Below are 14,134 nucleotides of genomic sequence, written 5' to 3' on the forward strand. Positions count from 1 at the left end.
CATATCGCAGCGTCGACAGCGACGCTGCCCAAGTCAGGACTCGAATGAGCGAAATCGAAACACACAGCGGCTTTATCGCGATTGTCGGCCGACCTAACGTCGGCAAATCCACCTTACTGAACCAGTTATTGGGGCAGAAAGTGTCGATCACCTCGCGTAAACCGCAAACCACGCGTCACCGCATCATGGGCATTCACACCGAAGGCGCTTATCAGGCGATCTACGTGGATACCCCAGGGCTGCACATGGAAGAGAAGCGGGCGATTAACCGCCTGATGAACCGTGCTGCCAGCAGCTCAATTGGTGATGTGGAGCTGGTGATTTTTGTTGTTGAAGGCACCCGCTGGACGCCGGACGATGAAATGGTCTTGAACAAGCTGCGCGACGGCAAAGTGCCGGTGGTGCTGGCCGTTAACAAGGTCGACAATATTCAGGATAAAACTATTCTGCTGCCGCATCTGCAGTTCCTGAGCCAGCAGATGAACTTCCTTGAGATCGTGCCGATCTCGGCGGAAAGCGGTAAAAACGTCGATGCGATTGCCGCTATCGCGCGTAAATGCCTGCCGAAATCTGACCATCACTTCCCGGAAGATTACATCACCGATCGCTCACAGCGCTTTATGGCGTCTGAGATCATCCGTGAAAAACTGATGCGCTTCCTCGGTGCCGAACTGCCTTACTCAGTGACCGTGGAAATCGAACAATTCGTCTCTAACGATCGTGGTGGCTATGACATCAACGGTCTGATCCTCGTCGAGCGCGAAGGGCAGAAGAAGATGGTGATTGGCAACAAAGGCGCCAAGATTAAAACCATCGGTATTGAAGCGCGTAAAGACATGGAAGAGATGTTTGAAGCTAAAGTGCATCTCGAACTGTGGGTTAAAGTGAAATCGGGTTGGGCGGATGACGAACGTGCACTGCGCAGCCTGGGCTATACAGACGAATAATTGATGGAAGGCTGGCAACGCGCCTTTGTGCTGCATAGTCGCCCTTACAGCGAAACCAGCCTCCTGCTCGATCTGTTCAGCGAAAGCGAAGGGCGCGTCCGCGTCCTCGCCAAAGGCGCACGCTCGCGCCGTTCCCAACTCAAAGGTGCACTCCAACCCTTCACGCCGCTGTTGGTGCGTTGGGGCGGGCGTGGCGAAGTCAAAACGCTGCGCAGCGCCGAAGCGGTGTCGCTGGCATTACCGCTCAGTGGCATCACGCTCTATTGCGGGCTGTACGTTAACGAACTGCTGTCCCGCGTGCTTGAGCAGGAAATTCCTTTCTCCGATCTTTTCTTTGATTATCTCCATTGCATCCAGATGCTGGCCGCAGGCAGCGGCACGCCTGAACCGGCGCTGCGTCGCTTTGAACTGGCGCTGCTGGGCCATCTGGGTTACGGCGTGGATTTCCTGCACTGTGCGGGCAGTGGTGAAGAGATCGATGACGGCATGACGTACAGCTACCGTGAAGAGAAGGGCTTTATCGCCAGCCTGGTGGTGAACCAACGCAGTTTCACCGGTCGCCAGCTGCGTGCGCTGTGGGCACGTGAGTTTCCTGATGCCGACAGCCTGCGTGCTGCCAAGCGGTTCACGCGTATGGCGCTTAAGCCTTATCTGGGCGGAAAACCGCTGAAGAGCCAGGAATTGTTTCGCCAGTTTGTGCCAAAAAAGAAGCCCGATGTGGCAAACGACTAGCGCTGGTCGTACCGCCTGATATGCTCAGCACGGTACACTGCAAACACACTGAACCTATTTAAGGATTGTCATGGCTGAGTTGCTGTTAGGGGTCAACATTGACCATATCGCCACCGTACGTAACGCACGTGGCACGAATTATCCCGATCCAGTCCAGGCTGCGTTTGTTTCTGAACAGGCGGGCGCAGATGGCATCACTGTGCACCTGCGTGAAGATCGTCGTCATATCACCGATCGCGATGTGCGTATTCTGCGCGACACCATCCAGACGCGCATGAATCTGGAGATGGCGGTGACCGATGAGATGATCGACATTGCCTGCGACATCAAGCCGCACTTCGTGTGTCTGGTGCCAGAAAAGCGCCAGGAAGTGACCACCGAAGGCGGATTAGATGTGGCGGGTCAGCAGGACAAAATCAACGCAGCGGTTCGCCTGCTGAGCGAAGCGGGTATCCTGGTGTCGCTGTTTATCGATGCCGATCATCGCCAGATTGAAGCGGCCGTTGCCAGCGGCGCACCTTACATTGAGATCCACACCGGCGCCTACGCGGAAGCACCGGAAGGGCTGGAGCGTGAAGCCGAGCTGTCTCGCATTCGCAAAGCGGCCACGTTTGCAGCCAGCCTGGGCTTGAAGGTTAATGCCGGTCACGGTCTGACGTATCACAATGTGCAACCGATCGCGGAACTGCCGGAGATGCACGAGCTTAACATTGGTCACGCTATCATTGGCCGTGCGCTGTTCAGTGGCCTGGCGGATGCGGTGTCAGAGATGAAGCAGTTGATGCGGGAAGCGCGTCGCTAATGGCGATTCTTGGACTCGGCAGTGACATCGTTGAAATTGAACGTATTGCCGGTGTGATTGAGCGATCCGGCGATCGTCTGGCGCGTCGCGTCTTAAGCGAAGCCGAGTGGCAACAGTATCAGGCGCACCAGCAGCCGGTGCGTTTTCTTGCCAAACGTTTTGCGGTGAAAGAAGCGGCGGCCAAAGCCTTTGGTACCGGAATTCGCGGTGGCCTGGCCTTTAATCAATTCGAAGTGTACAACGATGCGCTTGGCAAACCGGGCTTACGCTTTTTCGAACAGGCAAAAGTGATTGCCAGCCAGTTGGGCGTGAAACATGTGCATGTTACCCTGGCCGATGAGCGCCACTACGCCTGCGCAACGGTGATCATCGAAGACTAAGGGTGCAACACGACAAATTTCTCCCACAGCGCCTCGCGGGTTTCCGGGTGCTGTGGGTCAGAAATAATGGTGTTATCAATCGGGCAGACGCTTTGGCAGGTCGGCACATCATAATGACCTACGCACTCGGTGCAGCGGTCGACATCAATCTCATAGATCATCTCACCTAAGCTGATAGCCTGGTTCGGGCATTCAGGTTCGCACATATCGCAATTGATGCATTTCGCCGTAATGAGTAAAGCCATGATCGCCGTTAGCCTGAGAAAGAAGGCGCGCACCTTATCATAAAATCGGCTTCTGCAGGCGCAGGGTTTGTTGTGCTGGATCAAACAAAGCGGGAATTAAGCTCACTGAAGCAGAATTCGCTATAAGTCAGCCAGGCATCAGGAAAACTCTGAGTTATCATTTTGTGCTGAAATTATCAGTGTGAACGCTTGTCGTAAGTACTATGAAAAAAATTAACGCGTTGAAAGACATGTTTTTAAAGCAGCAATGTATTCATTGCGGTGTTGCGCGAGGTTGGCTGGCGCGTTGGATGTCAGATGATGCCTCTTTATGCGATGACTGCCTGCATAACCTGCAGCATGCGAGCCGCCAGGCCTGCCGTCACGATCCCACCACGCAAAGCAAAAAGGCCGAATAGCGGCCTTTTTCATCTCACACCAATTTTTTTACCAACTCTTCACTATGCCGTATGTGGCTGGAAGCGCGCTCTGGATCGTTTTGTACCAACGCCATAAACAGCAGGTCGGTCAGCGCCAGTTGTGCACTGGTGGATGAGATTGCGGCACTGCGCGTACTTTGCTCCTCGGCAACGGTGTACAGGCAAATTGTCGCGCACTGTTGCAGTGAGTTGGGAGTAAAGCCGGTAAACGCCAGCACGTCGACTCCCAACTGCGCGGCTTCCTGCGCCGCAAGGTTAATTTCACGCCGCTCACCGGTATAGGAAATCGCCAGCAGCACATCTCCCGGTGCCATCGCCTGCACGCTCGCCAGTAAAGCATGCATATCCTGCTCAGCGACCGCGTTGATGCCAATCTTCATCAGCTTCCATGAGAAATCTTTCGCCACTAACCCCGACGCACCGATGCCCACTAACAAAATGCGGTTGGCGTTTTTCAGCAATTGCAGGGTTTGCAGCAGTTTCTCTTCGCTGTTGATATCCAGCGTGGCGCGGATAGCGGAAATTTTCTCAGTCAGTAATTTTTCGCCGACCACTTTGAGGGGATCGTCGCTGAGAATATGATTGTGCACGGTGATGGCGTCACGATCCGCCAGCGACTCACTCAGTGCCAGTTTCAGCGCAGGAAATCCCTTATAGCCCAATTTTTGGGCAAACTTCACCACGCTCGACTGGCTGACGCCTGATTCCTCAGCCAGTTTTTGTGAACTCAGATGCCGTGCCCGATCCGGCTGCGACAGCAAAAAATCCGCCAGCCGACGCTCATTTAGCGCCAGTCGAGGGTAGAGCTGGCGAATTCGCAGCAATGAACTCATGTTCGATCCTTAATCCATCTAATCCCGCTTGAGCTTAGTCTCTTTTCGCACCGTCAGGTTTTAATGACAGCACGCCGACACAAAGAATAAACTATTCAGCTGGCATTGTGGTCATTGGAATTAAAAATGACTGCTTTCGCTCCCGCCGTTGAAGCTGGCTACACTGTAGGGCAAGCCGTAGAAAGGAAAGATAAGGAGTGGAGTTTGACAAAGGGTACGCAACGCCGCGTGGTGTTTTTCGATCTCGATGGCACGCTGCATCAGCAGGACATGTTTGGCACCTTTATGCGTTATCTGCTGCGACGTCAGCCGATCAACCTGTTGCTGGTGGTGCCGCTGTTGCCGGTGATTGGTCTGGGAATGCTGTTTAAAGGGCGCGCTGCGCGCTGGCCAATGAGCTTGCTGCTGTGGGCCATTACCTTCGGCCACAGTGAGCTGCGCCTGCGTCAGCGTGAGGCCGCGTTCGCGACATGGTTCCGCCAGCGCGTCACCGCTTTTCCGGTGGTGCAACAACGTCTGACGGATTATCTCAGCAGCGATGATGCGGATGTGTGGCTGATCACCGGTTCGCCACAATCACTGGTGGAGCAGGTCTATTTCGATTCGGCCTTTCTGCCGCGCGTTCAACTGATTGCCAGCCAGATGCAACCCGGTTTAGGGGGGCGCGTATTAGCCATGCGTTGCCTCGGGCATGAGAAGGTTGCTCAACTCGAAGAGAAGATTGGTACACCATTGCAACTCTACAGCGGTTACAGCGACAGTAAACAGGATAACCCGCTGCTGTTCTTCTGCCAGCATCGCTGGCGGGTAACATCACGCGGTGAGCTGCAACAGCTGGAGTGAATCATGCGGCGATTCCGTCTATAATGCGCCGCCTTTAAATCCGCAGGAGCTGCCCGGTGAACCCACAAACTGATGAATATTGGATGCGCCATGCGCTGGGGCTGGCGCGTCGCGCGTGGGAACAGGGCGAAGTGCCGGTGGGCGCGGTATTAGTGCAGGGCGATAAAGTGATCGGTGAAGGCTGGAATCGGCCGATTGGTCAGTGCGATCCGACCGCGCATGCCGAGATCATGGCGCTGCGCCAGGGCGGTAAAATTCTCGAAAACTATCGCCTGCTCGACACCACGTTGTATGTGACGCTGGAGCCGTGCGTGATGTGCGCCGGTGCGATGGTGCACAGCCGCATTACGCGGCTCGTCTATGGCGCAAAGGATGAGAAAACGGGCGCAGCGGGCTCGCTCATGGACGTGATTGGTCATCCAGGCATGAATCATCAGATTCAGATTGATTGCGGTGTACTGGCGGACGAGTGCGCCGGGATGTTAAGTGATTTCTTCCGCATGCGCCGCGAGCAAAAGAAAGCGCTGCGGCAGGCGCAGCGCGAAGGTTAGTTCATCGCAATCTTAGGTTCGACCGCCGGGTAACCGGCGCCCAGTTCGGCTTCCAGCGCCGACTGCTGAGCGATGCGCTTCTCCTGTTCCTGCAGATATCCCACCAGACTGATCTGATACTTACGGATGTTCTCTACATAGTTGTAGGCTTCATGGCCGCGCGCGTAGCCGTAGGAGGTTTGCGCGTAATAACGCTTCTGGCTCAGCATCGGCAGACGCTGTTTGACATCGGCCCAGCTATCAGGATTACCGCCTTGTTTGGCCGTCAGCTTGCGGGCATCCAGCATGTGCGCATAGCCCATGTTATATGCCGCTAATGCAAACCAGATGCGCTCATCATCAGGAATGGTGTCCGGCACCTTCTCCATCATACGTTGCAGGTATTCGCTGCCGCCACGGATGCTCTGCTCAGGATCAAGGCGATCGTTGACGTCGAGGCTGTCAGCGGTGTTACGCGTCAACATCATCATGCCGCGCACGCCGGTCGGCGAGGTCGCCTGCGGATTCCAGTGCGACTCCTGATAAGAGATGGCTGCCAGCAGACGCCAGTCCATGCTCGCCGCGTATTTCTCAAACAACGGTTTGATATCCGGCAACGTGTTATCAATCGCGCGCAGGAAGGTGCGGGTATCCACGTAATCAAAAGTGCCAACGTGACCGAGATACTTCTCTTCGAGGCGCGCCATTGTGCCCTCTTCGCCCATCTGGCTATAGAAGTCGAGCATTGCCGCATTCAGACTGTCATCATCATTGCGTGGCAGATACCAGGTAACCGGTTCTTCATCGGTGATGTCAAATGCGACGGCCAGCTGCGGATGGATGCGCTGCAATAAGCCGATGGTGACCGAATCGCCCACGGTGTAATCCAGCTTGCCGTCGGCGACGGCTTCCAGCAGCGCTTTCTGTCCCTGATCGGTAGAGATCGCCCAATCGAGATCGGGATAGCTGTCAGCTTTGGCGGAACGTAAAGTTGACAGATATGCCGAACCGGACTGCACAATCAGGCGGCCTTTCAAATCGCCGAGCGTCTTCGGCCGTGGCTTATCAATGCGGTACACCAACTGCTGCGAAACAGAGTAGTAGCTCGGTCCACTTTGATAGTGGGCAAGGCGTTCACCGTTGTAGATCAGCCCAGCTGCGAGCAAATCCGCCTTACCATCATCCAGATCGTCAAACAGATCGCCGAGGTTCGGACGCACCGTAACCTCGAGTTTGACGCCAAGATAATCGGCGAAGCGTTTCGCCAGCTCGTAATCCATACCGGCTGGTGCATTATTGATGGTGTAGTAAGTCAGCGGGGAGTTGACGGTACTGATGCGCAGCACTCCACGTGATTTAATCTGCGATAACGCGTCTTTTCCGCCCCCGTACCAGGGGATGGAAGGCCACAGTGCCAGCGCAAGCAGCACGGTGATCAGACCGATCAGCAGATAGTTTATTTTCAGGCGTTTCAAATAGTTGTCTCGTAATGGCTCACAGGCCTCTGTCTTTTAAAAGGCAGTATTTATGTTGTTTTCACTCCCAGAGCGATGGGCATTTTGCGCAACAAAGCGCAGCAGGGCAACTTATATAGCAAGAATTGTGCAAAATTCAGCCAAATGCTGAGTGCCAGATTTTATGCGCAAACGGTTTCGTAACCCGTGCTGTTTCTCTATAATACCGCCCGTTTTCCCCTGTTGCGCCCAATGAAGCGTCGCCCGGCGCTTCGAAGACGAGAGATCTTTGATGATGGAAATTCTGCGTGGTTCGCCCGCTCTGTCGGCATTTCGTGTAAACAAACTGCTGACCCGCTTTCAGGACGCTCACCTGCCAGTGAGTGATATTTACGCCGAGTACGTCCATTTTGCCGATGTCAGTGCACCGCTCAGTGCGGATGAACATGCCCGCCTGCAACGTCTGCTGAAATACGGTCCTTCTCTCGCCGAGCACGCGCCACAAGGGCGTCTGTTACTGGTGACGCCGCGTCCCGGCACCATTTCTCCGTGGTCATCAAAAGCCACCGATATCGCGCACAACTGCGATCTGCCCCAGGTTATCCGCCTCGAACGCGGCATGGCCTTCTATGTGCAGGCACCGCAGCTGACGGAAGCGCAATGGCAACAGCTGGCTAGCCTGCTACATGACCGCATGATGGAGACCGTGTTCGGTGACCTGAATGAAGCACAGCAGCTGTTCGCGCATCATGAACCACAGCCGCTGAAAAGCGTTGATGTGCTGGGTGCCGGTCGCATTGCACTGGAACAGGCCAACACCACGCTGGGCCTGGCGCTGGCCGATGACGAAATCGACTATTTGCTGAATGCCTTCACCAAACTGGGCCGTAATCCGAACGACATCGAGCTCTATATGTTTGCTCAGGCAAACTCCGAGCACTGCCGTCATAAAATCTTCAACGCCGACTGGATTATCGACGGTGAAAAACAGCCGAAGTCGCTGTTTAAAATGATTAAAAACACCTTTGAGCATAATCCTGAGCACGTGCTGTCTGCTTATAAAGACAACGCCGCGGTGATGGAAGGTTCAAAAGTGGGCCGCTTCTACGCCGATGCGCAGAAGGGCGAATACACCTTCCATCAGGAAGAGGCGCATATCCTGATGAAGGTGGAAACCCATAACCACCCCACCGCGATTTCGCCGTGGCCAGGTGCTGCGACCGGTTCCGGCGGTGAAATCCGTGATGAAGGCGCAACGGGACGTGGCGCGAAGCCAAAAGCGGGCCTGGTCGGTTTCTCCGTCTCTAACCTGCGTATTCCTGGTTTTGAACAGCCGTGGGAAGAAGATTTTGGTAAGCCGGAGCGTATTGTTACCGCGCTGGATATCATGACTGAAGGCCCACTGGGCGGCGCAGCGTTCAACAACGAATTTGGCCGTCCTGCACTGAACGGTTACTTCCGTACTTATGAAGAGCGCGTGAACAGCCATAATGGCTCAGAACTGCGTGGCTACCATAAGCCGATCATGCTGGCGGGCGGTATTGGTAACATCCGAGCTGACCACGTGCAGAAGGGTGAGATCGTCGTTGGCGCGAAACTGATCGTGCTCGGCGGGCCTGCGATGAACATTGGGCTCGGCGGCGGAGCAGCCTCTTCAATGGCGTCTGGTCAGTCTGATGCGGATCTGGATTTTGCATCAGTCCAGCGCGACAACCCAGAAATGGAGCGTCGCTGCCAGGAAGTGATCGATCGTTGCTGGCAGCTGGGCGAAGCCAACCCGATTCTGTTCATCCACGATGTGGGTGCAGGCGGTCTGTCGAACGCCATGCCAGAGCTGGTGAGCGATGGCGGCCGTGGTGGTAACTTCAACCTGCGCGACATTCTCAACGATGAGCCAGGCATGAGCCCGCTGGAAGTGTGGTGTAACGAATCCCAGGAACGTTATGTGCTGGCAGTGGCACCGGCTCAGCTGGCGTTGTTTGACGAGCTGTGTAAGCGTGAGCGTGCGCCATATGCGGTGATCGGTGAAGCCACCGAAGAGCTGCACCTGAACCTGGCGGATAGCCACTTCGATAACAACCCTATCGACATGCCGTTGGACGTGCTGTTGGGCAAAACGCCGAAGATGACGCGTGATGTTGCCACTCAGCAGGCCAAAGGCGATGCGCTGGTGCGTGACGGAATTACCGTGGCTGACGCCGTTAATCGCGTACTGCATCTGCCAACTGTGGCAGAGAAAACCTTCCTGATTACCATCGGTGACCGTTCGGTAACTGGTATGGTGGCGCGTGACCAGATGGTCGGCCCATGGCAGATCCCGGTAGCGAACTGTGCAGTGACCACCGCCAGCCTGGATAGCTATCACGGCGAAGCCTTCTCACTGGGCGAACGCGCTCCAGTCGCCTTGCTGGACTTCGCTGCATCTGGCCGTTTAGCGGTCGGTGAAGCGCTGACCAACCTGGCGGCCACTGCGATTGGTTCACTGCAGCGTGTGAAGCTGTCTGCGAACTGGATGGCGGCAGCGGGTCACCCGGGTGAAGATGCCGGTTTATATGCGGCAGTGAAAGCGGTCGGTGAAGAACTTTGTCCGGCGCTGGGCATCACGATTCCAGTGGGCAAAGACTCAATGTCGATGAAAACCCGCTGGCAGCAGGGTACCGAAGAGCGTGAGATGACCTCGCCGCTGTCGCTGGTGATCACCGCCTTTGCGCGTGTAGAAGACGTGCGCCGCACCGTAACGCCTCAACTGCAAGCTGCCCATGATAACCTGCTGATGCTGATTGATCTGGGCAACGGCGCAAACACCCTGGGTGCTACTGCACTGTCACAGGTTTACCGTCAGTTAGGCGATAAGCCAGCCGACGTGCGTGATGCATCGCAGCTGGCAGGCTTCTTCAACGCCATTCAGGCGCTGGTGGCCGAGCAGAAGCTGCTGGCTTACCATGACCGTTCTGATGGCGGCCTTCTGGTCACGCTGGCTGAAATGGCCTTCACCGGTCACTGCGGTATCGAAGCCGATATCGCCGCGCTGGGTAACGATGCGCTGGCAGCACTGTTCACCGAAGAGTTGGGTGCAGTGATCCAGATTAATGCCGCTGATCGTGCAGCCGTTGAGAAAGTGTTTGCCGACCATGGTCTGAGCAGCAATGTGCATGTGATCGGTCAGGCACTGCCGGGCGATCGCTTTGTCATCCGTTCTGGCGACAGCGCGGTGTACAGCGAAAGCCGTACCACGCTGCGTACCTGGTGGGCAGAAACCACCTGGCAGATGCAGCGTCTGCGTGACAACCCTGCCTGTGCCGATCAGGAGCACGAAGCGAAGAAAGACGACAACGATCCTGGCCTGAACGTCCATCTGACCTTCAAGCCAGAAGAAGATGTTGCGGCGCCGATGATCGCCACAGGTGCGCGTCCTCGTGTTGCCGTGCTGCGTGAGCAGGGCGTGAACTCCCACGTTGAGATGGCGGCTGCCTTCCACCGCGCTGGTTTCACCGCAGTCGATGTGCACATGAGCGATCTGCTGGCGGGCCGCCGCGGCCTGGAAGAGTTCCAGGCGCTGGTCGCGTGCGGTGGCTTCTCTTACGGTGACGTATTGGGGGCAGGTGAAGGTTGGGCGAAATCGATTCTGTTCAACGGCCGTGTGCGTGATGAGTTCGAAAACTTCTTCCACCGTCCACAGACGCTGGCGCTGGGCGTATGTAACGGCTGCCAGATGATGTCGAATCTGCGTGAGCTGATTCCGGGCAGCGAACTGTGGCCACGCTTTGTACGTAACCAGTCAGAGCGGTTTGAAGCACGTTTCAGCCTGGTCGAAGTGGCTGCGAGTCCATCGTTGCTGCTGGACGGCATGGCCGGTTCTCATATGCCAATTGCCGTGTCGCACGGTGAAGGTTTCGTGGAAGTGCGTGACGGTGCACATCTGGCCCAGCTGGAAAGCAAAGGTCTGGTGGCGCTGCGCTTCGTAGACAACTTCGGTAAAGTGACCGAAAATTACCCAGCCAACCCGAACGGCTCGCCGAACGGTATCACTGCGGTAACCAACGAAAGCGGTCGCGTCACTATTATGATGCCGCACCCAGAGCGCGTGTTCCGCACCGTGAGCAACTCCTGGCACCCAGCAGAGTGGGGCGAAGACAGCCCGTGGATGCGTATCTTCCGCAACGCACGCAAGCAGCTGGGCTAATTTAGCCAGCAGCATCAGAGGCCGCCGCAAGGCGGCCTTTCTTTTGCCCGTCAGGCCTCACTCACTCACTCACTCACTCACTCACTCACTCACTCACTCACTCACTCACTCACTCCATTACGCCATGACTGACTATGGCTGGCTTGCAAAACTGTCTGAAATTGGCGACAAACACGAAAGTGAGCTGTCGCTAAATGGTGACATTTAACTTATTGATTTATATTGACTCAATTTTTCATCCTTTAACTCGTTGCTGATCAGCGACACTTTCGTCAGACCAGCCGGTCCGCTTTTTCATAAAATAGTGCGTCACACCTCGCATTACTCTGATAATCAATGCTATTTCATTTCTGGCACGATAGTTGCTATACTCACAGCGTTGCTCATTCTCCTGTCTATGATTGCCCCGCACTGCGGTTGAGCTCATAAAATTCGAATGACGCACCAAACGGAGCCTGCCGTCCACCCAACCGATAATCGCTTGCTTTGCAACGTTATCAAGCATCGGACGCAACGTTGAGTTAGGCTCCACCTATTTTGCAAGCGATGCTGAGGCGTCGCTCTCACGGCAGCCCAAAAGGGCTGCCGTTTTCCTTTCTGTACTTTCTTCCCTATTAATACTTCGTTAGCATGCCAGCAGCTCACATTGAAGGATGCGCGGTAGTGAAGAGATGGCGTCTGTTTCCCCGATCCCTGCGGCAGTTAGTCTTGATGGCTTTTTTGCTGGTCCTGCTACCATTGCTGGTGCTGGCGTGGCAAGCCTGGGAAAGTTTGTCTGCGCTCAGTAATCAGGCTGCAGATACCAATCGCAATACCTTTACCGACGTACGCCGCAGCGAAGCGATGGCGCGTACTGCGCTCGAACTGGAACGCAGTTATCGTCAATATTGCGTATTGGGTGATGCCACCTTGCAAAAGCTTTATCAAACGCAGTGGACGCGTTATGGCCAGATGCTCACCAGCCATGCGGATAGCCTGCCAGAGCTTCCATCATTCAAAGCGCTGCAGGAAACTTTGCCGCAGCTCGCCAGTGTGCAGTGTGACAACGGTAACCCAGTGGCAAAAGCCACCACGGCCCTCGAACATTTTTCTGATGCCAATGCGCAAATGGTGCAGGAGACGCGTGAAGTGGTGTTTTCGCGTGGCTTGCAGCTCCAGCGCGAAATCGCCGACCGTGGTCAGTTCTTCGGCTGGCAGGCGCTGATTCTGTTTCTGATTAGTCTGGCGCTGGTGTTGCTGTTTACCGGCATGATTATCGGCCCGGTAAAACGCGTAGAACGGATGATTAACCGACTTGGGCAAGGCAAAGCGCTCGGCGACAGCGTGAGTTTTCGCGGCCCTCGTGAAATCCGTTCACTCGGTCAGCGCATCGTGTGGCTGAGCGAGCGCTTAAGCTGGCTGGAAGAGCAGCGACATGAGTTTCTGCGTCATCTCTCACATGAACTGAAAACCCCGCTTGCCAGCTTACGAGAGGGCACGGAATTATTGGCCGATCAGGTGGCTGGGCCGCTGAATGCGGAACAGCAGGAAGTGGTGGCGATCCTTGACACCAGCAGCCGCCATTTGCAGCGTCTCATCGAACAACTTTTGGATTACAACCGCAAACTGGCGGATGGCCCCATGGCGCTGGAGCCGGTCGCAATCAATGACATCGTTGATGCGGTCGTTAAAATCCATTCATTGCCCGCCGGTGCGCGTCAGATCACCACCCATGTTGATCTTCAGGTGGCGCACTGTCTGGCAGAGGCAACATTGCTGCAAAGGGTCATCGATAACCTCTATTCGAATGCCGTGAACTACGGCAGCGAATCCGGTAACATCTGGCTGCAGAGCCAACAGAAAGGCAACCAGGTGTGGATTGAGGTGGCGAACACCGGCACACCCATTCCGGCTGAAGAGCAGGCGATGATTTTTGAGCCCTTTTTTCAGGGCAGCCAGCAGCGCAAAGGGCCGGTTAAAGGCAGCGGGCTGGGGTTAAGCATCGCCAAAGATTGCCTGCGCAGGATGCAAGGTGATTTGCAATTGGTAACGCGCAAGGATGCGGATGTCTGTTTTCGAATCATTTTGACGACCAGCGCCGGGAATGCCTGATTAATGAAACACACCCTGATTAAACTTTTTAGCTGCGCGTTGGTGGCATTTGGCTTGAGTGCCTGCCAGACACCGTCCACGGGCAGCGCGTTACACGATGGCACCAATCTTCCTGAGCCAGAAGTGCGGTTGCCTGATTATCTGGCCACCGATTGTCAAAATGTGTGGAAGATTGAAACGCCAGCAGCAATGAGCAACCCCCTTTACTGGCAGCGTGCTATCGACTGTGGTGAGCGTTTATCCCCAGCGGAAGCGCGGGCTGAGGCACGACGCTGGCCAGTACAAGGCTGGTCGCGTGCTTTTAAACAAGGCATTCTGCTGGCAAATGGCAATGTGACGCCCTTTGAGCGCCGCCAGTTCGTCGATACGCTAGACGGTTACAGCGCTTCCTATCCAGCCTCCGTGCGCCCGTTATTGATGTTGTGGCGTAGCAATCAGGCGGCGCAGTTGGCGTTAAGCGGTGAACGCAGCCGCTATGCTGCACTCCAGCAAAGCCACGATACTGAGCTGGATAGCCTGCGCCAGCAGCAAACCAAACTGCGTCAATCACTGGACGAGACTCAGCGTAAGCTTGAGCGCTTAACTGACATCGAACGTCAGTTGTCGTCCCGTAAACCGGCGGACAGCAGCGATACATCGCACGGTGCCAGTGATGCACAAAGTGAGGATCAGTGA

General features: G+C 55.5%; 12 protein-coding genes. 9 read left to right on the plus strand and 3 right to left on the minus strand.

Annotated elements, in window-relative coordinates; genetic code table 11:
• Positions 1-44 precede the first annotated feature (44 nt).
• The 4 genes from era to acpS all read left to right on the plus strand — a co-directional run bounded on the left by era (position 45) and on the right by acpS (position 2,861).
• Entirely contained in the window at positions 45-947 is a 903-nt protein-coding gene (gene era / locus LH22_RS07545) for a GTPase Era (RefSeq protein WP_034825620.1), read from the plus strand.
• Positions 948-950: 3 nt separating this feature from the next.
• Complete coding sequence (gene recO / locus LH22_RS07550) at positions 951-1,679, plus strand: DNA repair protein RecO (RefSeq protein WP_038645361.1); 729 nt, start codon at positions 951-953, stop codon at positions 1,677-1,679.
• 70 nt (positions 1,680-1,749) lie between these two features.
• A complete protein-coding gene (pdxJ, locus tag LH22_RS07555) occupies positions 1,750-2,481 on the plus strand; it encodes a pyridoxine 5'-phosphate synthase (RefSeq protein ID WP_034825624.1) in 732 nt (243 codons plus the stop codon).
• A complete protein-coding gene (gene acpS, locus LH22_RS07560; protein ID WP_034825626.1) occupies positions 2,481-2,861 on the plus strand; it encodes a holo-ACP synthase in 381 nt (126 codons plus the stop codon). The genes pdxJ and acpS overlap by 1 nt, the downstream gene beginning before the upstream one ends.
• On the opposite strand, the gene LH22_RS07565 is transcribed toward acpS, so the two are convergent.
• Positions 2,858-3,106 (minus strand): YfhL family 4Fe-4S dicluster ferredoxin, encoded by a 249-nt coding sequence (locus LH22_RS07565; protein ID WP_034825627.1) that lies wholly within the window; start codon positions 3,104-3,106, stop codon positions 2,858-2,860. The genes acpS and LH22_RS07565 overlap by 4 nt on opposite strands.
• A 412-nt stretch (positions 3,107-3,518) precedes the next feature.
• The gene (locus LH22_RS07575; protein WP_038645367.1) at positions 3,519-4,358 is read right to left on the minus strand and encodes a MurR/RpiR family transcriptional regulator; all 840 of its coding nucleotides are present in this window, start codon (positions 4,356-4,358) and stop codon (positions 3,519-3,521) included.
• A gap of 204 nt (positions 4,359-4,562) precedes the next feature.
• Between LH22_RS07575 and yfhb the strand changes: the two genes are divergently transcribed.
• Both yfhb and tadA read left to right on the plus strand, forming a co-directional pair.
• On the plus strand, positions 4,563-5,201 hold the full coding sequence (gene yfhb / locus LH22_RS07580) for a phosphatidylglycerophosphatase C (RefSeq protein ID WP_038645369.1): 639 nt from the start codon (positions 4,563-4,565) through the stop codon (positions 5,199-5,201).
• A gap of 56 nt (positions 5,202-5,257) precedes the next feature.
• Positions 5,258-5,752 (plus strand): tRNA adenosine(34) deaminase TadA, encoded by a 495-nt coding sequence (gene tadA, locus LH22_RS07585; RefSeq protein ID WP_071845603.1) that lies wholly within the window; start codon positions 5,258-5,260, stop codon positions 5,750-5,752.
• On the opposite strand, the gene mltF is transcribed toward tadA, so the two are convergent.
• Positions 5,749-7,206, minus strand: coding sequence for a membrane-bound lytic murein transglycosylase MltF (gene mltF / locus LH22_RS07590; RefSeq protein WP_038645371.1), 1,458 nt, complete (start codon positions 7,204-7,206; stop codon positions 5,749-5,751). The genes tadA and mltF overlap by 4 nt on opposite strands.
• 271 nt (positions 7,207-7,477) lie before the next feature.
• Here mltF and purL point away from each other — a divergent pair, with 271 nt between their 5' ends.
• From purL to qseG, 3 genes are all read left to right on the plus strand, one after another.
• Positions 7,478-11,368, plus strand: coding sequence for a phosphoribosylformylglycinamidine synthase (gene purL / locus LH22_RS07595; protein WP_038645373.1), 3,891 nt, complete (start codon positions 7,478-7,480; stop codon positions 11,366-11,368).
• 663 nt (positions 11,369-12,031) lie between these two features.
• Positions 12,032-13,459, plus strand: a complete 1,428-nt coding sequence (locus tag LH22_RS07605; RefSeq protein WP_038645376.1) for a sensor histidine kinase — start codon at positions 12,032-12,034, stop codon at positions 13,457-13,459.
• A 3-nt stretch (positions 13,460-13,462) separates the two neighbouring features.
• On the plus strand, positions 13,463-14,134 hold the full coding sequence (gene qseG, locus LH22_RS07610) for a two-component system QseEF-associated lipoprotein QseG (RefSeq protein ID WP_038645378.1): 672 nt from the start codon (positions 13,463-13,465) through the stop codon (positions 14,132-14,134).

It is taken from the genome of Pantoea rwandensis (assembly GCF_000759475.1).
Lineage (GTDB): Bacteria > Pseudomonadota > Gammaproteobacteria > Enterobacterales > Enterobacteriaceae > Pantoea > Pantoea rwandensis_B.